This is a genomic window from Mycobacterium colombiense CECT 3035 (genome assembly GCF_002105755.1).
GTDB classification, from domain to species: Bacteria; Actinomycetota; Actinomycetes; order Mycobacteriales; family Mycobacteriaceae; genus Mycobacterium; species Mycobacterium colombiense.
Genome location: NZ_CP020821.1, coordinates 2,920,623 through 2,942,742, shown reverse-complemented (window position 1 = coordinate 2,942,742; position 22,120 = coordinate 2,920,623). Strand labels below are relative to the sequence as shown.

At 68.0% G+C, this 22,120-nt stretch carries 19 protein-coding genes and 1 pseudogene; 11 read left to right on the top strand and 9 right to left on the bottom strand.

The window, feature by feature from the left end; genetic code table 11:
- Positions 1–145: 145 nt before the first annotated feature.
- Positions 146–1,587, top strand: a pseudogene (locus B9D87_RS13415) (adenylate/guanylate cyclase domain-containing protein).
- 15 nt (positions 1,588–1,602) lie between these two features.
- Here B9D87_RS13415 and B9D87_RS13410 read toward each other — a convergent pair.
- The 3 genes from B9D87_RS13410 to glpX are packed head-to-tail and all read right to left on the bottom strand — an operon-like array spanning position 1,603 to position 5,129.
- The gene (locus B9D87_RS13410; protein WP_007776607.1) at positions 1,603–2,550 is read right to left on the bottom strand and encodes a hypothetical protein; all 948 of its coding nucleotides are present in this window, start codon (positions 2,548–2,550) and stop codon (positions 1,603–1,605) included.
- 53 nt (positions 2,551–2,603) lie between these two features.
- Positions 2,604–4,019, bottom strand: a complete 1,416-nt coding sequence (locus B9D87_RS13405) for a class II fumarate hydratase (RefSeq protein WP_007776604.1) — start codon at positions 4,017–4,019, stop codon at positions 2,604–2,606.
- Positions 4,020–4,049: 30 nt separating this feature from the next.
- The gene (glpX, locus tag B9D87_RS13400) at positions 4,050–5,129 is read right to left on the bottom strand and encodes a class II fructose-bisphosphatase (RefSeq protein ID WP_040631931.1); all 1,080 of its coding nucleotides are present in this window, start codon (positions 5,127–5,129) and stop codon (positions 4,050–4,052) included.
- Positions 5,130–5,183: 54 nt separating this feature from the next.
- Here glpX and B9D87_RS13395 point away from each other — a divergent pair, with 54 nt between their 5' ends.
- Positions 5,184–5,885: a DUF4245 domain-containing protein gene (locus B9D87_RS13395; RefSeq protein WP_007776600.1), complete on the top strand. Its 702-nt coding sequence runs from the start codon at positions 5,184–5,186 to the stop codon at positions 5,883–5,885.
- An 11-nt stretch (positions 5,886–5,896) separates the two neighbouring features.
- On the top strand, positions 5,897–6,694 hold the full coding sequence (locus B9D87_RS13390) for a dienelactone hydrolase family protein (RefSeq protein WP_007776598.1): 798 nt from the start codon (positions 5,897–5,899) through the stop codon (positions 6,692–6,694).
- A 5-nt stretch (positions 6,695–6,699) separates the two neighbouring features.
- Here B9D87_RS13390 and B9D87_RS13385 read toward each other — a convergent pair whose 3' ends face one another.
- Positions 6,700–7,974: a glycosyltransferase gene (locus B9D87_RS13385; RefSeq protein ID WP_040631929.1), complete on the bottom strand. Its 1,275-nt coding sequence runs from the start codon at positions 7,972–7,974 to the stop codon at positions 6,700–6,702.
- A 354-nt stretch (positions 7,975–8,328) separates the two neighbouring features.
- On the opposite strand from B9D87_RS13385, the gene B9D87_RS13380 reads away from it, so the two are divergent.
- Together B9D87_RS13380 and B9D87_RS13375 are read left to right on the top strand one after the other, a co-directional pair.
- Complete coding sequence (locus B9D87_RS13380) at positions 8,329–11,583, top strand: non-ribosomal peptide synthetase (RefSeq protein WP_007776595.1); 3,255 nt, start codon at positions 8,329–8,331, stop codon at positions 11,581–11,583.
- Positions 11,584–11,609: 26 nt separating this feature from the next.
- Complete coding sequence (locus B9D87_RS13375; protein WP_007776593.1) at positions 11,610–13,154, top strand: carboxylesterase/lipase family protein; 1,545 nt, start codon at positions 11,610–11,612, stop codon at positions 13,152–13,154.
- Here the strand turns inward: B9D87_RS13375 and B9D87_RS13370 are convergent.
- The 4 genes from B9D87_RS13370 to B9D87_RS13355 form a co-directional block, all read right to left on the bottom strand.
- Positions 13,151–14,239, bottom strand: coding sequence for a 3-beta-hydroxysteroid dehydrogenase (locus B9D87_RS13370; RefSeq protein ID WP_007776591.1), 1,089 nt, complete (start codon positions 14,237–14,239; stop codon positions 13,151–13,153). The genes B9D87_RS13375 and B9D87_RS13370 overlap by 4 nt on opposite strands.
- A gap of 85 nt (positions 14,240–14,324) precedes the next feature.
- Positions 14,325–14,594 carry an exodeoxyribonuclease VII small subunit gene (locus B9D87_RS13365; RefSeq protein WP_007776588.1) on the bottom strand — a complete coding sequence of 90 codons (270 nt, stop codon included), beginning with the start codon at positions 14,592–14,594 and terminating at the stop codon, positions 14,325–14,327.
- A complete protein-coding gene (gene xseA / locus B9D87_RS13360) occupies positions 14,584–15,828 on the bottom strand; it encodes an exodeoxyribonuclease VII large subunit (RefSeq protein WP_040631927.1) in 1,245 nt (414 codons plus the stop codon). The genes B9D87_RS13365 and xseA overlap by 11 nt, the downstream gene beginning before the upstream one ends.
- Complete coding sequence (locus tag B9D87_RS13355) at positions 15,825–16,424, bottom strand: lipid droplet-associated protein (protein ID WP_007776583.1); 600 nt, start codon at positions 16,422–16,424, stop codon at positions 15,825–15,827. Before B9D87_RS13355 ends, xseA begins: the two co-directional genes overlap by 4 nt.
- An 89-nt stretch (positions 16,425–16,513) precedes the next feature.
- On the opposite strand from B9D87_RS13355, the gene B9D87_RS13350 reads away from it, so the two are divergent.
- Positions 16,514–17,524, top strand: coding sequence for a 4-hydroxy-3-methylbut-2-enyl diphosphate reductase (locus B9D87_RS13350; protein WP_040631925.1), 1,011 nt, complete (start codon positions 16,514–16,516; stop codon positions 17,522–17,524).
- Between the two features lie 13 nt (positions 17,525–17,537).
- On the opposite strand, the gene B9D87_RS13345 is transcribed toward B9D87_RS13350, so the two are convergent.
- Complete coding sequence (locus tag B9D87_RS13345; RefSeq protein ID WP_193787401.1) at positions 17,538–18,773, bottom strand: DUF6542 domain-containing protein; 1,236 nt, start codon at positions 18,771–18,773, stop codon at positions 17,538–17,540.
- Positions 18,774–18,915: 142 nt separating this feature from the next.
- Here B9D87_RS13345 and ychF point away from each other — a divergent pair, with 142 nt between their 5' ends.
- The 5 genes from ychF (at position 18,916) to B9D87_RS13320 (ending at position 22,023) form a co-directional block, all read left to right on the top strand.
- The gene (gene ychF / locus B9D87_RS13340) at positions 18,916–19,989 is read left to right on the top strand and encodes a redox-regulated ATPase YchF (protein WP_007776576.1); all 1,074 of its coding nucleotides are present in this window, start codon (positions 18,916–18,918) and stop codon (positions 19,987–19,989) included.
- 4 nt (positions 19,990–19,993) lie between these two features.
- The gene (locus B9D87_RS13335) at positions 19,994–20,614 is read left to right on the top strand and encodes a cation efflux transmembrane domain-containing protein (protein ID WP_007776573.1); all 621 of its coding nucleotides are present in this window, start codon (positions 19,994–19,996) and stop codon (positions 20,612–20,614) included.
- Positions 20,615–20,737: 123 nt separating this feature from the next.
- Positions 20,738–21,136 (top strand): VOC family protein, encoded by a 399-nt coding sequence (locus B9D87_RS13330; protein WP_007776571.1) that lies wholly within the window; start codon positions 20,738–20,740, stop codon positions 21,134–21,136.
- A 56-nt stretch (positions 21,137–21,192) separates the two neighbouring features.
- Positions 21,193–21,576 carry an Mtp family mycobacterial-type pilin gene (locus B9D87_RS13325; RefSeq protein WP_007776568.1) on the top strand — a complete coding sequence of 128 codons (384 nt, stop codon included), beginning with the start codon at positions 21,193–21,195 and terminating at the stop codon, positions 21,574–21,576.
- A gap of 87 nt (positions 21,577–21,663) precedes the next feature.
- Positions 21,664–22,023, top strand: a complete 360-nt coding sequence (locus B9D87_RS13320; RefSeq protein ID WP_080598655.1) for a hypothetical protein — start codon at positions 21,664–21,666, stop codon at positions 22,021–22,023.
- The last annotated feature ends 97 nt before the right edge of the window (positions 22,024–22,120 follow it).

Genomic DNA, 22,120 nt, shown 5'->3' with positions numbered 1-22,120 from the left:
GATTAGAAGCGGCTACCTTCGTAGGGTGATCACCGTGGGCTGGCTTCGGGATCGGCTTCCGTCATCGTGGCGTGGCCCGGCCGGGCCGCCCGCAACGGGGCAACGAAAGTCCTTTCGGCGGTGGTTGTTTCAATACGGGTTCGATCTGAGCCTGTCCTACGTGCTGGCCGTCGTCGAGGCGGCGGCCATCCTGGTCCCGCTGCGGGGCCACACCTCCGTCGGCGCCACCGCGGACTTCGCGCGGCAGAACACCGCGCCCGTGGTGCTGCTCATCGCGCTGGGCATCGTCAGCGTCGCGGTGGCCGGCGCCGTCAGCCTGGCGCCCACGGTGCGCTGGTACGTCGCGGGTGACGAACCCACCCCGCAACAACGTGAAGCCGTGATGAAGCTGGCCGGGCGCCAGTCGGCGATCCTGGTGACGTGCTGGGCGCTGACCGGCGGGATCTTCATCCTGCTCAATCTGGCTGGCGGGCCGCGACTTCTGTTGCCCATCGTGCTCGGTGTGCTGCTCGGCGGATCGGCGGCCGCCGGCACCGGGATGCTGCTCGCGCAACGGACCCTGCGGCCCATCATGCGCGCCGCCACCTTGGGCGCCGAACCGCGGCTTGCGGTGCCCAGCGTGTACGCGCGGCTGGTTCTGCTGTGGTTCTTGTGCAGCGCCTTTCCCATCGCCGTCATCGCGACGCTGGTCGTTCTGCGCTCGTATGGGTGGCTGATCGAGAAGTCGGCCTCGCTGGACGTGCCGATTCTCGTGGTGTCGCTGGCGGCGCTGGTGCTGGGGCTGCCCACGATGATCCTGACCTCGCGGTCCATCTCGGATCCGGTGGGCGAGGTCGTCGACGCGATGGCCGAGGTGGAGCACGGCCGCATGGAAACTTATGTCGGTGCTTACGAACGCTCCCAAATCGGGCGCCTGCAAACGGGATTCAACCGGATGGTGGCCGGCCTCGCCGAGCGCGACCGGCTGCGTGACCTGTTCGGGCGCCATGTCGGCGCCGATGTCGCGCAGCGCGCCCTCACCGAGGGGGCCACTCTCTCGGGCGACGTGGTCGAAGCGGCGGTGCTGTTCATCGACCTGGTGGGATCCACCCAGCTCGCCGAAAGCCGCCCCCGCAAGAGGTCGCGGAGGTGCTCAACGACTTCTTCCGGATCGTCGTGCACGCCGTCGACGAACACCACGGGCTGATCAACAAATTCGCCGGCGATGCCGCACTGGCCGTCTTCGGGGTGCCGTTGCCCATCAGCGAGCCCGCATCGTCGGCGTTGGCGACCGCCCGCACGCTCGGCGCCCAACTGCGCAGGCTGCCGGTCGATTTCGGCATCGGTGTGTCAGCGGGACGGGTGTTCGCGGGCAACGTCGGCGCCGAGAACCGGTACGAATACACCGTGATCGGCGATGCGGTCAACGAGGCCGCGCGGCTGGCCGACCTCGCAAAAACCTCGGACCGGCGAATCCTGTGCTCGGCGCGTGCCATCGACGCCGCGGGTGAGGCCGAGCGCGCGCAGTGGGCCGAATGCTATTCCACGGTACTGCGCGGGCGCTCGGAGGCCACCCACGTCTCGGCACCGACCGGCCCGGCCGGTTAGCCGGTCCGATTCGCGTCAGGACTTCGAGACCTTCAGCGCGGCAATAATTTTGCCGACGAGGCCCGCCGAAGCGGCGTCGCCGATGGGTGTGCTGCCGATGAAGACCGTGACCGGCTTGGTGTCGACGGCGATGATGGTGACCGAGTCGCCCTTGACGTTGCGGCTGGGGTCGGCGATCGTAACGTCGGCGTCGACCCGGACGGCCTTGGTGCCGTCGACGGTGATCGACGACGACTTCGTCGGTCCCAGTGTGGGCTGGGCGTTCGCATAGCCGGGACCCGCGACGATGCATTGCATCAACTTCGTGGCCTGCGCCGTAAGGTCCATGCTGGGAACGAAATTGGTGACGCCCACCTCGGCCGTCATCATCCACTGATTGGCCCCCGGCACGTCCTGGGCGACCCCCAGCCCGCCGATCAGATTCGGGCCCTGATCATCGGAGAACACCGTCCAGCCGCCCGGCGCCGCGCTGGCGGGGAACGAAAGCTTGCCGGCGGAGATCGAGTCGCCTCGGGGCATCTCACCGCCGGACACGTTCGGGGTGCAGTCGGTCGCGTTCTGCGCGGAGTTCTTCGGTTGCGAGACCGAGCTGCTCGTTGTGGAGGGCGCGGTGGCCGACTTGTTGTCATGGCCGCCGCGCATCACCAGCAGCGTCGCCACCAACGCGATCACCGCCAGCGCCACCAGGCCGGCGACGATCAGCCACGGCAGCTTCGAGCCGGACCCACCCGGCGGCGGCCCCGGAGGGTAGGGCCCGCCCGGCCCACCCGGCGGAAACGGTTGGCCGGGTTGGGGATACTGCTGATAAGGGTACGGGCCACCCGGCGGCGGGTAGCCGTACGGACCGCCCTGCGGGTAGGGCCCCGGATAGCCCTGCGGCTGGCCACCCCAATTCGGGTCCTGCCCATAGGGATTGCTTCCGTAGGGCCCCTGGCCGTAGGGACCGCCGGGAGGAGCCGTCATGGAAAACCACCCTTACTCTCGTCGACCACCGCCGTCACCCCCGGACGAGCGGCTCAGTCTTCGGGCTTGACCTTGGCCATCGCCAGCACGTCGAGCCGCCGGTCGAGTTCCTCGATCGACAACTTGTCGCCGATCAGGCCGCGATCGATCACGGTCTGACGAATCGTCTTGCGCTCCTTGAGCGCCTGCTTGGCCACCGCGGCGGCCTCCTCGTAGCCGATCGCCGAGTTGAGGGGCGTCACGATGGACGGCGACGACTCGGCCAGCTCGCGCAGGTGCTCGACGTTGGCGGCCAGGCCGGTGATGCAGCGCTCGGCGAACAGCCTGGACACGTTGGTCAGCAGCTTGAAGGACTCGAGAATGTTGCGGGCCATCATCGGGATGTAGACGTTGAGTTCGAACGCACCGTTCCCACCGCCCCAGGCGACCGCGGCGTCGTTGCCGATCACCTGCGCTGCGACCTGCGTAACCGCCTCGGGCAGCACGGGATTGACCTTGCCCGGCATGATCGAGCTACCCGGCTGCAGGTCGGGCAGCTGGATCTCGGCCAGGCCGGTCAGCGGGCCCGACCCCATCCAGCGCACGTCGTTGGCGATCTTGGTCAGCGACACCGCGATGGTGCGCAGCGCGCCGGACGCCTCGACCAGCCCGTCGCGCGCCGCCTGCGCCTCGAAACTATTTGCCGCCGGGCGCAATTCGCCCAGGCCGGTGGAGGCGACCAGAGTCTCGACCACCTTGGCACCGAAGCCGTCGGGTGCGTTCAGGCCGGTGCCGACCGCCGTGCCGCCGATGGCCAGCTCGCCGAGCCGGGGCAGCGTCGCGCGGACCCGCTCGATGCCCGCCTCGACCTGCCGGGCGTACCCGCTGAATTCCTGACCGAGGGTCACCGGGACGGCGTCCATCAGGTGGGTGCGTCCGGATTTGACGACCGTGTGCCACTCGCGGGCCTTGCCGGCCAGGGCGGCGTGCAGCACCTCGAGGGCCGGAATGAGATGACGCACCGCGGCCTCGGTGGCCGCGATGTGGGTCGCGGTGGGGAAGGTGTCATTCGACGACTGCGACATGTTGACGTCGTCGTTGGGGTGCACCGTCACACCGTTGGCGGCCGCGATGCTGGCGATCACCTCGTTGGTGTTCATGTTGGAGCTGGTGCCCGAGCCGGTCTGGAAGACGTCGATGGGGAACTGGTCGTCGTGCCGGCCGTCGGCGATCTCGGCCGCCGCGGCGATGATCGCGTCGGCCTTCTCCGGCGCCAGCAACCCGAGGTCCTTGTTGACCTGCGCGCAGGCGCCCTTCAGCAGGCCCAACGCACGGATCTGGGTGCGTTCCAGGCCACGGCCCGAGATCGGGAAGTTCTCGACCGCGCGCTGAGTTTGGGCCCGCCACAACGCTTTTGCGGGTACACGGACCTCGCCCATGGTGTCGTGCTCGATGCGGTACTCGGTGTCGGCAACGTCTTCAGCGGCCATTGAGTGGCTTCCTCGTTCTTCGGTCGGTGGTCAGGGCAGGGGGTAGGCGGCGGAGCTATCGCCAATGAAGTCGATGGCGGAGTACTCGTTGAGTTTCGAAAGCCGGTGGTAGGCCTCGATCATCCGGACGGTTCCCGACTTCGACCGCATCACGATCGACTGCGTCGTGCAGCCGCCGGGGTAGTACTGCACGCCCTTGAGCAGGTCGCCGTTGGTGACCCCGGTGGCGCAGAAGAACACGTTCTCGCCGGAGACCAGGTCCTCGGTGGTCAGCACGCGGTCGAGGTCGTAACCGGCGTCGATGGCCTTCTGGCGTTCCTCGTCGTCGGTGGGAGCCAGCTGCGCCTGGATGGCGCCGCCCATGCAGCGGATCGCGGCGGCGGCGATGATGCCCTCCGGCGTGCCGCCGATGCCGGCCAGCATGTCGGTGCCCGAGTGCGGCCGGCAGGCCGAGATGGCGCCGGCGACGTCGCCGTCGGTGATCAGCCGGATCCGGGCCCCGGTGGCCCGTACATCCTCGATCAGCTTGGCGTGCCGCGGCCGGTCCAGGATGCACACGGTCATGTCCCGCACCGACAGCGCCTTCACCTTGGCGACGGCCTTGATGTTCTCGGCGATCGGGGCGGTGATATCGAGCACGTGCGCGGCCTCGGGGCCGACGGCGACCTTGTTCATGTAGAAGACCGCCGACGGATCGAACATCGCCCCCCGGTCGGCCACCGCCAGCACGGAGATGGCGTTGGGCATGCCCTTGCTCATCAGCGTGGTGCCGTCGATGGGGTCGACGGCGAAGTCGCACTCCGCGCCGTCGCCGTTGCCGACCTCCTCGCCGTTGTAGAGCATCGGCGCGTGGTCCTTCTCACCCTCGCCGATGACGACGACGCCGCGCATCGACACCGAGTTGACCAGCTCGCGCATCGCGTCGACGGCCGCCCCGTCGCCGCCCTCTTTGTCGCCGCGGCCTACCCAGCGACCTGCGGCCATGGCACCAGCCTCGGTGACGCGTACCAGTTCCAAAGCCAGGTTGCGGTCCGGAGCCTCACCGCGCGGTCGTCCCTGCGCTGAGGCCCGGCCGGCGGTGGCGGTCGAGCGGTCGCCCTCAACTGTCATGGTTGGGATTGTCCCAGAAGCGGATCGGTCCGCTGGAACTGGGATACTTGGGGGATGACGGAGGAGCCGCCGCTGAATACCCAGCTTGACGGGAGTGAGGCCGGCGCGCCGTCCGCGCAACCAGGACCGGCGCCCAGGCCGGCGAAGCCCCGGCTGTTGCAGGACGGCCGCGACATGTTCTGGTCGCTGATTCCGCTGGTCATCGGGTGTGTCGTGCTGGCCGGGATGCTGGGCATGTGCTCGTTTCAGGTCGGCAATCACGAGGGCCCCGTCCCGTCCTACGACGCGGGCGCGGCCCTGCGCGCCGACGCTTCCGCGCTGGGCTTTCCCATCCGCGAACCGCGGTTGCCCGGCGGCTGGCAGGCCAATTCCGGCCACCGCGGTGGCATCCAGGGCGGGCGGACCGACCCGGCCAGCGGGCAGCGGGTGAACGCGCCCATCTCGGTCGTCGGCTACATCAGTCCGACGGGGATGTACCTGAGCCTGACCCAGAGCGACGCCGACGAGGACAAGCTCGTCAGCTCGATCCACCCGTCGGCCTTCCCGACCGGCGCGGTCGACGTCGCGGGAACCAACTGGGTGGTCTATCAGGGTTCCGGCCAGGACGGCGCGGACGCCGAGCCGGTGTGGACGACCCGGCTCAGCGGCCCGGGCGGCGTCACCCAAATCGCGATAACCGGCGCCGGAAACACCGATCAGTTCCGTACGCTGGCGTCGGCGACGCAATCGCAACCGCCTTTGCCGAGTCACAAATAGAAGGGGACCGCATGGGCGCACCGGAGGCCGATCTGTCCGGATGGTCGGCGGCGCCGTTCAGCGGTGGCGGCTACACCCACGACGTCTACCGCAAGGGCAGCGGCCCCGGCGTGGTGCTGATTCCGGAGCTGCCCGGGATCCATCCCGGTGTACTGGGCTTGGGTAATCACCTGGTGGACAACGGCTTCACCGTCGCCATGCCATCGCTGTTCGGCGAGCCGGGCAAGGCCAAGACGGCCGGGTACCTAGTCGGCGCGATCACGCGGGCCTGCGTGGCAAGGGAATTCGCGGCGCTCGCGCTGAACAAGCAGCGGCCGGTAGCGGCGTTCCTGCGAGCGCTCGCGCGCGACCTCAACGCCGCCACGCCGGGCAAGGGTGTCGGCGTGATCGGCCAGTGCTTCACCGGCGGATTCGCGCTGGCCGCCGCGGTGGACGACAGCGTGCTGGCGCCGGTGCTTTCGCAGCCGTCGGTCCCGTTCCCGCTGGGTGCCGCGCGGCGGCGTGATCCCGGGCTGAGCGAGTCGGAGCTGACCACCGTGGCCGATCGGTGCGCCACCGACGGCCTGTGCGCCATGGGCCTGCGGTTCAGCGAGGACAAGACGGCGCCCGGCGAGCGGTTCGCGACGCTCAAGCAGCGCCTCGGCGACGCCTTCGAGGTGATCGACATCGACTCGGGCCCAAACAATCAGCACGGCTTCGGCAAGATGGCGCACTCGGTGCTCACCGACGAGGTCCGCGAAATCGACGGCCACCCCGCCTACGAGGCCCGCAAGCGCGTGGTCGAGTTCCTCACCGAGCGGCTCAGCTAGGCGCCCTACCGGGCACTTCGCCTCGAGCCGGCGAAGTTCTCGGTCAGGTCTGCGGCCTTGGCGACGCTTTCGGCGGGTGTCGTCATCCGGGCGGCAAGCTCGCGGGCGCGGCTCGCATACTCAGGCGCCAAGATTCGGCGCAGATCTGCGACGAGCGATGCCCGGGTAGCGGCCGATAGGCGGCGGTGGGTGCCCACCTTCAGGCGTCGTTTCACCTGAGCTCCCCAGATGATCTGATTACCGTCCACGGACAGGACCAGCGTCGGAATTCCGGCACGCAAACTTGCGGCCGTGGTGCCCGAGCCGCCATGGTGCACGGCCGCGCGGCAGAGGGGAAAGATGGACGCGTAGTTCACCGCCGCGACCATTTTGACGTGATCGGAATGCGGGACGTTGTCGAAGTCGCTCCAGCCGGCGCAAATCAACGCCCGCTCACCCAATTGCGCGCAGGCTCCACTGATCATCTCGACCGTGTCGGACGGAGATTCCACCGGCATGCTGCCGAAGCCGAAGAAAATCGGCGGCGTGCCCGCGGCAATCCACGATGCGACTTCGTCATCGGCGCTCGTCGCCAACTCCATCGTCAGCGCGCCGACGAAGGGCCGCTGGTCTTTCCATCTCGCCCATTCAGCTGCCAGCCCCGGGAATGCCACCTCGTCGTATGCCTGAATTTCCAATGCTCTCAATGCGGCAATCCGTCGCGGCGAGGACGACGTTGTCTTCGGTAGGCCGAGGTCGCTGCGCTGCGCGTCCTCGAGCTTTTTGCTCAGGCGCCAAGTCAGCCAGTCGAACACCCGCACCGCGAAGCGAGACGCCGGCGCCGGCAAGATCGCCACAACCTGGCCGTTGGGCCGCATCGGGACGTGGTGCAGCGTGACCAACGGAAGACCGTGATATTCCGCCACATTGGCGGCGATCTCCTGGTAGGTCTGCCCGGCGAGCACCAGGTCGGCTCCCTCCGCCAGCGACTTCAGTGTCCCGCTCATCTGTGCCCAAGACTGGTTGGTGACCTCCTTGATTTCGCGCCCCGACCGCGATATGTCCCGAACTCTCCAAAACCTGCTGAACAGGGTCGTGCTGAATTTGCGGAACGCATCCATCCAAGCGTTCGTCTCGGCTCCGTAGGGGATCGCGGAGAGGCCGGCCGATTGCGCGAAGCCGACCAGGTCGGGCGGGACGGCGATGCACACGTCATGCCCTCTGCGCTGCAGTTCGCGGCCAACAACGACAGACGGCTCGATATCGCCTCGAGTTCCATAGCTAGCCAGCGCAAATCTCATGACGGATCTCAAACTTTCGGTCATCGCGCCCGGGCGCCGACGCACCGCATCCGGAACTACCGAGTCCGGTTGCGGCTCCAGGTGCGCGGCGGATGTACGCCGCCCCTGTCTACCATTTCGCGGGTCCAGCGCGAGCCTATTGCGTCGACTTTGGCGAGTCGGAAACCGGGACGGGTCACGTTATCTCTGAGTACAATTCGGAACATTTCGCTATGTCGTCCAGGGGGCTGAGGAAAATCGGTGTGCCTGATATCGCTGGACCTTATGGCAGCTCTCGGCCTGTGAACGGTGCAAATGGAATCTGATTGCGGCGCGTTACCGGCGGCCATACCCGCCGACCCGGCTAAAAGGTTGTTGTCGATCGACTTGCTCGATGCCGATGAACACAGCCAGCTCGACGAATGGGGCAACCGAGCGGTGCTGGCACAGCCGGCCCGCCGGCCGTTCTCAATTCCCGAATTGTTCGCGACGCAGGTGGCCCGCGACGCGGAGGCGGTAGCGATCACCTGCGGGAGCCGCTCGATGACCTACGGCGAGCTGGACGCGGCATCGAATCGGTTGGCGCACCTGCTCGTTGGTCGCGGCGCGGCCCCCGGTGAGCGCGTGGCGATGCTGCTGCCGCGCTGCGCCGAGGCCATCGTGGCGGTCCTGGCGGTGATCAAGACTGGCGCGGCATACGTCCCGATGGATCCAGCACATCCCGACGCCCGCATCGAGTTGGTCCTGGGAGACGCTGCACCGATCGCCGTGATCACCACCGCGGACCTGCGTCTGCGGGTGGATGCGTCCGACGTGGCCGTCATCGACGTCAATGACTCCGCCATCGACGCGCAGTCCGGCGGCGCGTTGCCGGTCCCCGCCGCCGGCAATCTCGCCTACCTCGTCTACACCTCGGGCACCACCGGCACGCCCAAGGGCGTGGCCGTCACGCACCGTAATGTGACCCAGCTCCTCGAGTCACTCGACGCCGAACTGGCGCGGGGACAGGTGTGGACGCAGTGTCATTCCCTGGCTTTCGATTACTCCGTCTGGGAGATCTGGGCCCCGCTGCTGTGCGGCGGGCGGCTGTTGGTGGTGCCGGACGGTGTCGTTCGTTCGTCGGAAGAATTCCACGCCCTGCTGGTGCGCGAACAGGTCAGCGTCTTGAGCCAGACCCCGTCGGCCTTTCATGCGCTGCAAACCGCCGACGCGCTGCACCCCGATACGGGGCGGCTGAGCCTGAAGACGGTGGTCTTCGGCGGCGAAGCGCTTGAACCGCAACGCCTTGCGTCATGGTTCCGCAATCATCCGGAGTCGCCGCGGATGATCAATATGTACGGCATCACCGAGACGACGGTGCATGCCTCGTTCCGGCAGATCGGCGTCGGCGACGTCGACAACAACGTCAGCCCGATCGGCGTGCCGTTGGAGCACCTGGCCTTCTTCGTGCTGGATAAATTCCTGCGTCGGGTGTCGGCGGGCGTCGTCGGTGAGCTCTATGTGGCCGGTGCGGGAGTGACCTCCGGATACTGGGGTCGGTCCGGGTTGACGGCGTCGCGGTTCGTGGCGTGCCCGTTCGGCTCTGCGGAGGCGCCTGGACAACGCATGTATCGCACCGGCGATCTGGTGCGCTGGGACGCCGATGGTCAGCTGCAGTATGTGGGCCGCGCCGATGAGCAGGTCAAAATCCGCGGATATCGCATCGAGCTGGGCGAGATCAAGGCGGCGCTCGGTGAGATGGACGGAGTGGATCAGGCGGCGGTGATCGCCCGCGAGGACCGTCCGGGCGACAAGCGCCTGGTCGGCTACGTCACGGGGACCGCCGATCCGGTCAAGGTGCGCACGCAGCTGGCGGATCGACTGCCGGAATACATGGTGCCGGCCGCGGTCGTGGGGCTACAGGCTCTGCCACTGACGGTCAACGGCAAACTCGACACCCGCGCCTTGCCGCCACCGGAGTACCAGGACGCCGATCGGTACCGCGCGCCGGGAGACGCGATCGAGCAGGTTCTGGCCGATATCTACGCCCAGGTCCTCGGTATCGAGCGGGTCGGCGTGGACGACTCGTTCTTCGACCTGGGCGGGGACAGCGTGTTGTCGATGCAGGTGGTGGCTCGGGCGCGCGCGGCCGGCGTGCTGTGTCGACAGCGCGATGTCTTCGTCGAGCAGACGGTGGCCCGACTTGCGCAGGTGGCCGTTTTGCTCGACGGCCCCGCAGAAGACATCGACGAGGGTGTCGGCGAGGTGGTGGCCACCCCGATCATGCGCTGGCTACACGATTTTGACGGCCCGGTCGATGAGTACAACCAGACGGTGGTGGTGCAAGCTCCCGCCGGAGTGACCGAGGCCGACGTGGTCGTCGTGTTGCAAGCCCTGCTGGACCGGCACGCTATGTTGCGGCTGCGTGCCGAGGACACCGGCGACGGCGATTGGTCGCTGTGGGTACCCGAGGTAGGGGCCGTGGACGCCCGAACCTGCCTGCAGGCGGTGGATGCGCTGTCTGATGAGGCGCTGGTGGCCGCGCGGTCACGCTTGAATCCGGGGACGGGAACGATGTTCACCGCGTTATGGGTGCCAGACACGGGCCAGTTGGCGTTGATGATTCACCACCTGTCCGTGGATGTGCCGTCCTGGCGAATCCTGTTCGAAGACTTGAACATTGCTTGGGTGCAACATCACCACGGTCAGCCCGTCGAATTGCCCACCGGCAGAACGTCGTTTGCCCGGTGGGGGTCGGTACTCAGTGAGCACGCGCGCAGCGCGGCGGTCGTGCAGCTGGCGGACACGTGGCGACGATTGCTGGCGACCCCCGCCGCATTGCCCGCGGTACGACCTGCGGTCGACACCTACGCCGCAGCGGGCCACCTGCTGGCGGCCCTGGACATCGAGACCACTCACCAGTTGCTTGGCGAGGTGTCGGTCGTGTTTCACGCTGGGGTGCAAGACATTCTGTTGATCGCGTTCGGCTTGGCCTGGAATGAATTCCTCGGCGCGGGTGGCGCGCCGATCGGCATCGACGTCAAAGGTCACGGCCGCGCCGAAGAGCTGGGACGCGACGTTGATCTGTCGCGCACCGTGGGGTGGTTCACCTGTAAGTACCCGGTAGCGCTGACGATGGGCGAACTGCCGTGGACGGACGTGGCCGCCGGCGAGGCCCCGCTGGGGCCATTGATCACGGCCGCTTTAGAACGGCTCCGCGCCATGCCCGACGGTCTGACCTACGGGGTGTTGCGCTATCTGAATCCCGAAGTGGGACTGGATGGTTCGGAGCCGACCATCGAATTCAACTATCTCGGGCGGTTTGACGCCGATGCGGCCGCTGTCTCCAACAATCTGTGGCGGGTCGATGAGGGCGCCATGGCGACCATCCCCGCGGCGTCGGCGATACCCACGCCGCTCGGCCATACCGTGGAATTCAATGCCGCCCTCCTCGACACCGGCACCGGCCAGCGCCTGCATGCGACATGGGCATGGGCGCCCTCGGCGCTGGACGAGGAACAGATCCAGCGCCTGAACCAGCTGTTGTTCGAGGCTCTGACCGGCATCTGCGCGCATGTGCGGCACGGTCGCGGCACTGCGCCGACGCCGTCGCCCCGATCTTCGACGATAATGACGTCACGTCCCATTTGAGCTCACCCGAAAGATTTCGCACGCGCATGGCAATCGACGACCTGGTGGTCGAAACCAATTACGGTCCGGTCCGGGGCATCGCAGAGGACAACGTCAAGGCGTGGAAGGGCATTCGGTACGCGGCCGCCCCCACCGGCGAGCTGCGATTCCGGGCGCCACAGCCGCCAGCGCGCAGCGCCGAGGTCGCGGACGCCACCGCATTCGGGCCGGCCTGCCCGCAACCCGTATTTCCCAACATGCCATTGGATTTGGGCGCACCGCAGGGCGAGGACTGCTTGCGGCTCAACGTCTGGGCGTCTTCTGCCACCCGGCCAGGTGACGCCAAGCCGGTGATGGTCTGGCTGCACGGCGGTGCCTATGTCCTGGGGTCGAGCAGCCAGACGCTGTATGACGGCCGCAGGCTGGTCAGCCACGGCGACGTCGTCGTGGTGACCGTCAACTATCGGCTCGGGGTGCTCGGCTTTCTCGACCTGTCATCGTTCGACGGCGCGGGGCGGCATTTCGACTCGAACGTCGGCTTGCGCGACGTGCTGGCCGCGCTGGAGTGGGTGCGCGACAACATCGCCGCCTTCGGCGGCGATCCCCGGCGGGTCACCCTGTTCGGCGAGTCCGCCGGCGCCGGGATCGTCACCACCCTGCTGGCCAGCCCGGCGGCCGAGGGCCTGTTCGGCGCGGCGATCGCGCAAAGTTCGCCGGCCACTTCGGTTTACGACCGCGAGCGTGCCGCGCCGGTGGCCCAGGCCTTCCTCGACCGGCTGGGAGTCACCCCGTCGGAATCGCAAAAGCTGTTCGACCTGCCCATGGGGGCCATCCTGACCGCGTCGCAACAGGTGTTCGACGAAGTGCCGGTGCGCAACCCCGGAAGGCTGGCGTTCGTCCCGATCGTCGACGGCGACGTGCTGAGCGACTACCCGGTCAAGCTGGCGCAGGAGGGGCGCTCCCTTCCGGTCCCGCTGATCATCGGCACAAACAAGCACGAGGCGGCGCTGTTTCGGTTGATGCGCTCGCCGCTGATGCCGATCACTCCGAGTGCGATCACGTCGATGTTCAACCAGATCGCCGCCGAACAACCCGATCTGCAGTTGCCCACCGAAGAGGTGATCGGCTCGGCGTATTCACGAATGCGGCGCAAGGCACGGAGTTTGAGCATCGCGACCGACGTCGGCTTCCGGATGCCGTCGGTGTGGCTCGCCGAGGGCCACAGCCGGGTGGCGCCCGTCTATCTGTACCGCTTCGATTACGCCACCCCGTTGCTGAAGCTGCTGATGGTCAACGCCGCGCATGCCACCGAATTGCCTTACGTCTGGGGCACTCTCGGTGCGCCCAAGGATCCCACCCTGAAGCTCGGCGGTAGCAGAACCGCCAAGGCGGTGTCCAAGAGGGTGCGCGCCCGGTGGATCAACTTCGCCGCGCACGGCTCGCCCGCGGGTCCGGCCGGCGAGCCGGAGTGGACGCCGTATGCCCACGACGACCGTGCCTGCCTGATCATCGGCCGCAACGACGCCCTCGCGCACGACGTGGACGCTGGCATTCGCGCGGCCTGGGGCAGCGAGATGGTGAGCTTCCGCTAGGCGGATGCCTTGCCCGCCAGGGCTTGTCGCTTCATCTGGTCGAACATGTCGACGTAGTACGACAGGCATTCCGTGAGCGCCTGCTCGGTGTTGAACAGCGGCTGGTAGCCGAGATCGCGCGAGGCCTTGGCGATCGAGAAGAAGTTGTCCAGATACAACCGCTCGACCGCGAGCGGCTCGAGCAGGGGCGCGGGTATCCCGAACCGAAAGTGCAGCCGCTGCCAACCCGTCATCGCCGCGCGCACGATCGGGCCGTTCACCCGGACCCGCGGCCACTTCTCCCCGCAGGCCTCGACCACCGGCCTGGCGAACTCGAACATGTTGATCGGCTCGGCGTCGTTGATGAAGTACGCCTGGCCGGGCGCGGTGCCGCCGGGCGTCAGGTGCTCGGCGGCCAGGATGAAACCGTGAATTAGGTTGTGCACGTAGGAGTTATCCAGCCGGGCCGATTTGCGCCCGATCAGCACCTTGACGTGGCCGGCGATCACGCTCTCGAACAGTTTGCGAAACATCGTCTGATCGCCACGGCCCCAGATGCCGCTGGGCCGGATGGCACACGTCAACAGGCCGTCAACCCCGTTCTGGCCCAGGACGAATCGCTCGGCGATCACCTTGGTCTCGGTGTACAGGTCGTTGAACCGCGTGGTGTAGGGCAGCGTCTCGTCGCCGTTGACGATGTTCTGGCCGCCCATGACGACGCTGTTGGACGAGGTGTAGACGAAGCGCTGCACCCCGGCGGCCTGCCCGGCGCGGACCAGGTTCTCGGTGCCGCCGACGTTGACCCCGAAGCTGCGCTGCCGGTACTCGTCGGTCACCGACGCGCCGCCCATCAGGTCGATGATCGCGGCGGTGTGGAAGACGGTGTCGATGCCGTCGACCGCCTGGGCGCACACCGCCGTGTCGGTGATGTCGCCCTGCAGCACCTCCAGCCGCGGGTGCGGCGGCAGCGGCGAGGGCGCGCGGTCGAAGGAGCGGACCTGATGCCCGCGGTCGAGCAAGGTGGTCACCAGGTTGGCGCCGACGAATCCGGACCCCCCGGTGACCAGGACGCGGCCGAGCTCGGCCGTCAGCGATGCATCACCCATAGTCCGGCTAGCTTAGCCGAGAAAAAATGTAACGTGTTCCAGTTTGGCGGAAAGTTTTCAACAAAGCCCCCACATATCGGCGTGCTCAGGCGTCCTCGGCCTCGCCCGCCGCGAGCGCATCTTCGATTCTCTTCCGCGCGCCAGCTAAGTGCTCTTCACAGCGTTTCGCCAGCTGCTCGCCTCGTTCCCACAACTTCAGCGACTCATCCAGATCCAAGCCGCCCTGCTCCAGCGCCCGGACGACCTCGATCAACTCGTCGCGGCAGGCCTCATACGCCAGGTGACTAATAGGTGTAATGGATTCGCCCTCTTGCGGGGTGGTGGAGTCGTTTCCACCGTCGTTTTTACGCGCCATCGGTCCGTCCCTCGCTCACCGCGGCCACGGCGCCGTCGGCCACCCGCACCCGCAGCCGCGTGCCGGCCGGCGCGTCGTCGACCGAGCGAAGCACCCGGCTCGTCGGCCCGATGGCCTGCACGACCGCGTAGCCACGCGCCAGCGTGGCGGCAGGTCCCAACGTCGCCAGCCGCGCGCTCAGGTGGCCGACGCGTTCGGTCTCGGTGGCGGCCAGCCGCGTGATGTCGCGACGAATCGCCGATCGGGCGCGGTGCACCTCCTCGGCGCGCGCGGTCAGCGCCGCCAGCGGCTCGGCCAGCACCGGGCGGCTGCGTATCTGGGCCAGCGCCCGTTGCTCGCGGGACACCCAGTTGCGCAGCGCCTGCGCGCTACGCCGGCGCAGGTCGTCGATCAGCCGCTGCTCGGCGGCGGTGTCGGGCACCACCTTCTTCGCCGCGTCGGTGGGAGTGGCCGCGCGTAGATCGGCGACCAGGTCGCACAGCGGATTGTCGGGCTCGTGGCCGACCGCACTGATCACCGGGGTGCGGCACGCCGCGATAGCGCGGCACAGCGTCTCGTCGGAGAACGGCAGCAGATCCTCGACGCTGCCGCCGCCGCGGGCGAGCACGATGACGTCCACCTCGGCGTCGCGGTCGAGTTCGCCCAGCGCCTCGACGATCTGGGCGACGGCGTTGGGTCCCTGCACGGCGGTGTTACGCACCGCGAAGCGAACCCCGGGCCAGCGGGCGGCCGCCACGGTTGTCACGTCGCGTTCGGCGGCGCTGGCCCGGCCGGTGATCAAGCCGATCATGTTAGGTAAGAACGGGATTGGTCGCTTGAGCCGGGCATCGAAAAGTCCCTCGGCGTCCAGCAGCCTGCGCAGCCGGTCGATGCGGGCCAGTAGCTCGCCCACGCCGACCGCACGAATCTCGGTGAGCCGCAACGAGAATGTGCCCCGGCCCGTGTAAAAGGAGGGCTTGCCGCGCACCACCACCTGCGTGCCTTCGGCCAGCTTAACCGGCGCGTTGAGCACCAGATCGCGCGGGCACGTCACGCTCAGCGACATGTCGGCGGCCGGGTCGCGCAGCACCATGAACACGGTTTTGGAATCCTGCCGCATCGAGATCTGGGCGAGCTGGCCCTCGACCCAGACGGTGCCCAGCTTGTCGATCCAGCCCGCGACGCGGATGGCCACCGCGCGCACCGGAAAGGGATTCTCGGCGGAGTTTGGTTCGGAGGTAACGGCCGGTGTCACTTCGCGTTCGCGCGGGTGATCCTGTTGGCCAGCAGCGTCTGGAACGGTGCGCGGCCCTTGGTGGCCTGCTCGTAGGCCAGCAGGGCTTCGAGTTCGTCCACGCTCAGCGATTGCAGGCGGGCCCGCAGCTGCGCCAGCGTCAGCGACGAGTAGTCCAGCTCGGTGACCACCTCCGGTTGCGGAACCGAGGCGTTGGCGCCCGGCTTCTTCGATTGCCGGGCGGGCCTGGTCAGGGCGCTGGCGTCTTCGTGCGCGTCGGCCACCGAGTACAGCGCGAACCGGCCCTCGGCCCGGCGCTCGCCCTCACCGCCGTCGGGTACCGGACTGTAGCCGGCGTCGATCGCGTCGTTCAGGTCCTCGTCGAAGGTCGCCCATTCCGGCTTCTCGTCCCGCGGCGGGAAGATCGATTCGAGGGTGCTGTCGCCCTTGATCGCCAGCTCGGCGAGGTTCTGCTGAAAGCGCATCACGATGTGCGCCGCCTGGCTGGCCAGTGTCATCGGGTACATCAGGATGGTCTTCGGCAGCCTGATGGTCTCTTCGACAGCGACTGTTGCCGCGCCGACCAGCAGCCGAACGCCATACGGTGCAGTGCCCATGGGTCCAAGATTGCCCTAAGCGGCGGCTAACTCCAAGCCCACCGGCGCGAGCTGGCAAGGCCGTGTCGGCAGTAAGTACCCTGGACGTCATGCCGCCGACTATCGACATGGGGATTCCCGGCCGTGTGGGAGGACCAGCGCGATCGGTAGCCAGCGACCCAGCCCGTAAGCGAGTGCTCCTGGCCGAACCGCGTGGCTACTGCGCGGGCGTGGACAGGGCCGTCGAGACCGTGGAACGCGCACTGAAAAAGCACGGCCCACCCGTCTACGTGCGCCATGAGATCGTGCACAACCGGCACGTCGTCACCACCCTGGAGAAGGCCGGTGCGGTGTTCGTCGAGGAGACCGACGAGGTGCCCGAGGGTGCCATCGTGGTGTTCTCGGCCCATGGCGTCGCGCCCACGGTGCACGCCGCCGCCGCCGAGCGCAACCTGCACACCATCGACGCCACCTGCCCCCTGGTGACCAAGGTGCACAACGAGGCCAGGCGGTTCGCCCGCAACGACTACGACATTCTGCTCATCGGCCACGAGGGTCACGAGGAGGTCGTCGGGACCGCGGGCGAAGCGCCCGACCACGTGCAGCTGGTCGACGGGGTCGCCGCCGTGGACAACGTCACCGTGCGCGACGAGAACAAGGTGGTGTGGCTCTCGCAGACCACGCTGTCGGTCGACGAGACCATGGAGATCGTCGAGCGCCTGCGCGAGCGCTTCCCGAAGCTGCAGGATCCGCCCAGCGACGACATCTGCTACGCGACCCAGAACCGGCAGGTCGCGGTCAAGGCGATGGCTCCGGAGTGCGAGCTGGTGATCGTCGTCGGGTCCCGCAACTCGTCGAATTCGGTGCGGCTGGTCGAGGTGGCGCTGGGCGGCGGGGCCGCCGCCGCGCATTTGGTCGACTGGGCCGACGACATCGACCCGGCCTGGCTGGAAGGCGTCACGACGGTGGGCGTCACCTCGGGGGCATCGGTGCCCGAGGTGCTGGTGGAAGGCGTGCTGTCGCGGCTCGCCGAGTGCGGCTACGACGTCGTGCAGCCGGTCACGACCGCGCAGGAGACCCTGGTGTTCGCGCTGCCGCGCGAGATCCGGTCAGCTCGCTGAGGCGCGCCCGCCGCTAGACGTCGTACTCCCACGATTCCGCCGGCGACCGTCCGTGCGTGCGTCCCGGCGTCCGCGAGCGGCTGCGGCGCTCGGTGTGCGGCTCGCGCGGCGGGTCTTGCGAACCGGCGCCGCGGTAGCGCACCTGCGAGATGGGGTGATGTGTCCCGGTGGAGCCGTTCGACGGGGGCCGCCGGCGCCTCGGTTCAGAGGACGGCTCGTAGGGCTCGCGGGCGTCGTAGCGGCTCCCATATCGGCCCCCCGAAGTCGGGCCGCTCGGCGGGTCATACCTGTCGCCGTAGGACTCGAAGCCATCGAAACGGCTGCTCCGCGGGGTGGGCCGCTCGTAGGGGTTGCGGCGGCTGCGCGGTTCGCGACGGGCCTCCCGGGACGATTGGCCACGCGGGTCCGCGTCGGCGTCCGGCCGTGGCCGGCGGCGGGGTCGCCGGGCCGGCTCGGCGGCGTCGTAGTCGCGGGCCGACGCGGCACTGCGGCGTGTGCTGCTGCGCCTGGGCCGCTCGGGCCGCTCGACCGGATCCGACCCGTCGCCCAGCGGCTCGCGTGAATGCCGGGAGCGGGCGCGCGCCGACCTGGTGGAGGAGCGGGTGCTGCGCGTGGTGCGGCGTGCCCTCGACGACGAGCCCGACCTGCGCTCACGACGGGAATCGGTGGCTTCGTCGTCGTCCGCGTCGGTGTCGGACTGCAGCACCGCCTGCGCCTTGGCGACGATGCTGTTGAAGAACGACTTGACGTCGACGCCGGCGCCCCCGGCGACCTCCTCGGAGGCGTTCGCCGTTGCGCTGTCCTTATCAGCGTTTCCGAAATAAGCATTTCCGAAATACCAGCGGGCCAGCCCGATCGCCAGCACGCCGCCGGCGGTGCCGAGCATCAGCGGGAACCGCTCGATCAGCGGGTAGCCGCAGTTGATCAGCAGGTCCTTGAGGCGGCCGACCTTGGCGTCGTGGAACAGCCAGTAGGCGCCGGGGACCGCGCCGAACAGGATAAGCGGCGGCTGGATGATCGTGGTGAAGATGCCGTCCTGGCGCACCGCCAGCACCGCCGCCACGCAGCCGGCTATATAGAAGCCGGCGAAGACGTGGGTCAGTTCCTTGTGACCAGCGTCGATTCCGTAGCCGATGGCAGTCGCCGTGACGGCGATAAGCAGGGCCGCATACCAGGGGACACCTGGGATATTTGGGTGGATCGACCGATGGGCACCCTCCACCGTCGAACTTGCCCGCTGTGCTGACACATGTAGACCGTACCGGGAATGGGCCGAAAGGCCCGTAAATACCTCGTTGCGATCCTGCGCGTGCCACGCCGGTGTGCGGTATCGGCGGTGATCAGCGGTCCCCGGCGCCCGTCGCCGCCAGGACCCCTAGACTTGGTTCCCCGTGAGCCTGAGCCTGGGAATAGTGGGTTTGCCCAACGTCGGCAAGTCGACCTTGTTCAACGCGCTGACCCGGAACAACGTGGTGGCGGCCAACTATCCGTTCGCGACGATCGAGCCCAACGAGGGCGTCGTTCCGCTGCCCGATCCCCGGCTGGACAAGCTGGCCGAGATGTTCGATTCCGAGAAGGTCGTGCCGGCACCGGTGACCTTCGTCGACATCGCCGGAATCGTGAAGGGCGCCTCCGAGGGCGCCGGGCTGGGCAACAAGTTCCTCGCGAACATCCGCGAGTGCGACGCGATCTGCCAGGTGGTGCGGGTGTTCGCCGACGACGACGTCGTGCACGTCGACGGCAAGGTGGACCCGCGCTCCGACATCGAGGTGATCGAGACCGAGCTGATCCTCGCCGACCTGCAGACGTTGGAGAAGGCCGTCCCGCGGCTGGAGAAGGAAGCCCGCAACAACAAGGACCGCAAGGCCGTGCACGAGGCGGCCGTTGCCGCCGAGGCCGTGCTGAACTCCGGTAAGACGCTGTTCGCGGCCGGGGTCGACGCGGCACTGCTGCGCGAGCTGAACCTGATGACCACCAAGCCGTTCCTGTACGTGTTCAACTCCGACGAATCCGTGCTGACCGACGACGCCCGCAAGGCCGAGCTACGCGCGATGGTCGCACCCGCCGACGCGGTGTTCCTCGACGCGAAGATCGAGGCCGAACTGCAGGAGCTGGACGACGAGTCGGCGGCCGAGCTGCTGGAGTCCATCGGGCAGACCGAGCGAGGGCTCGATGCGTTGGCGCGGGCCGGTTTTCACACGCTGAAGCTGCAGACCTATCTGACCGCGGGCCCAAAAGAGGCGCGCGCGTGGGTGATTCACCAGGGCGACACCGCGCCCAAGGCCGCCGGGGTGATCCACACCGACTTCGAGAAGGGTTTCATCAAGGCCGAGATCGTCTCCTACGACGATCTGATCGCCGCGGGTTCCATGGCGGCGGCCAAGTCGGCCGGCAAGGTGCGCATGGAGGGCAAGGACTACGTCATGGCCGACGGCGACGTGGTCGAGTTCCGGTTCAACGTGTAGGCCGGTGAGCCAGCGCAGGCGGCTGGGAATCGTCCTCGGCCTCAACGTTTCTCTGATAGCCGCGCTGGTCATCGTCGGCCTGACCGCACATTCCGTCGGTGTGATCGCCGCTGCCGGCGACACGGCGGCGGATTCGGTGGCACTGGTTCTGGGCCTGATCGCCGTTACCGTCCGGGACCGCACCGACTATGCCTGGCGCTCGGCGGCGATCCCTATCGTCGCGTTGATCAACGGCATTGCTCTCCTGGTAGTGGTGACACTGATCGCGGTGGAAGCGATAGGCCGGCTGACTCGCGGCGTTCCCGAGGTGCACGGCCTGCCGGTGTTGGTTGTCAGTGCGGCGACGATGGCGGTGCTACTGGTGGGCGCCTGGGTGTTGGGCGCCTCGGCCGCCAACGAGAACCTCCACATGCGCTCCGTTCTGCTGGACACGCTCGCCGATGCGGCGGCGGCCGCGGCGATTGCCGTCGCCGGTGCGGTCATGGCTCTGACCGGACGCTTCTTCTGGCTCGATTCGGTTCTCGCGCTTGCGATAGCGGCTCTCGTCGCCGTCCCGGCGACGACGCTCTGCGTCAAAGCCTGCGCCGCAATGCGCGGCAAGACGGTCGATTTCACGGATGACTAGCGCGAAGCCGGGCAGCGGTCGACCGGTGGCTTCGCGAACTCTCGTCCGATCCCTCGGGGTTGTCGGAGGCGGCGTTTAGCATTCGGTGCCCGGACACCGACCGCTCTCACCTGGAGGGACCGCATGAAATTCATTTCGACCCGCATCATCACGGCCGACGTCGGGCGGCTCGTCGGCTTCTACGAGATGGTGACCGGCATCTCCGCGATCTGGGGCAACGAGCTGTTCGCCGAGATCCCGACGCCGATCGGCACGCTGGCCATCGGCAGCGAGAAGACCGTCCCGCTGTTCGGCGAGGGATCCGCCGAACCGGCGGCCAACCGCAGCGCCATCCTGGAGTTCATCGTCGAGGACGTGGACGCCGAGTACGTGCGGCTTCGCGAGCACGTGGGTGAGGTCGTGACGGCGCCGACCACGATGCCCTGGGGAAACCGCGCGTTGTTGTTCCGGGATCCGGACGGAAACCTGGTCAACCTCTTCACCCCGGTGACCGAGGAAGCGCGGGCGAAGTTCGGACTCTGAGTCGAGGCTGCGAATTGCTACTTGCCGGGATCCCCGCCGAGGGAAATTCTTGGGAGATGGCGACTGTGAAGAGCGCGGTGCGGCGGTGTGCGAGCGTGGCTGCGGGCGGCGCGTTGGTTCTGTCCGCTCTGGGTCTGGCCGGTGGCACCGTCGCTCGGGCGGCCCCGCCCCCGGCACCCACCGGTCATTGGTGCCCGGGCGATCCTTGGAACCCCACCTGGGGCAACGTGGCGGACTGGGACTGGAATCACTGCCACGATTGGCAACGCCCGGGCGGCCCGTCCGCGCCGGCAGGGTGGGGGCCCTGGGGACCGCCGCCGGCGTGGGCCCCGCCGCCGCCACCCCAACCGGCCTGGGCGCCCGGGGCTCAGATGATGTGGAATCCCACCGGCGCCGGCAACTGGGGGATCTGGAACAACGGGATTTGGACACCCCTCTGAGCGAAGATCGCTGATCGACCGGGCCTTGCCGGCGATGCGCGGCTCCAGCTCGGTCGAACGGCCGACTGTCCGGCGTTAGGGTGAGCTGTGGCCGCGGAGAACCGTGTCGAGCCGCCCGCGGAGCTGGAACGCCGGGTCCACGAGCTCGATGAGCGCGAAAGGGAGCTGGTCCAGCGCGAGGCCGAACTGAGGCGACGCGAATTCCAGGCCGGTAGAAGAGACCGCGTGGCCGACCAGCGCGAGCGGATCGCGGACGACCGCGAGCTGGTGGCAGACGAGCGAGAGCTGCGCGCGGACGAGCGCGAGGGAACGGCCGCCGAGCGCGAGCGCGAGCGGCTGCGACGCAAGGACGAACAGCGCAAGCGCGTCCGAGCCCGTGCAATACGGGAGCAAGCCGACGTCGACCGTGAGACGGCGCAAAGCGAACGAGGCCCCGCCAAGTCCTAGCCGATCACCGCTTGGGATGCGTCCGCGGGAAGTTGCTGAACCGGCGCCCCGGTAGCACAGGTATTTTGCTGCGAAAAATATACCGCTGTGTAATAAG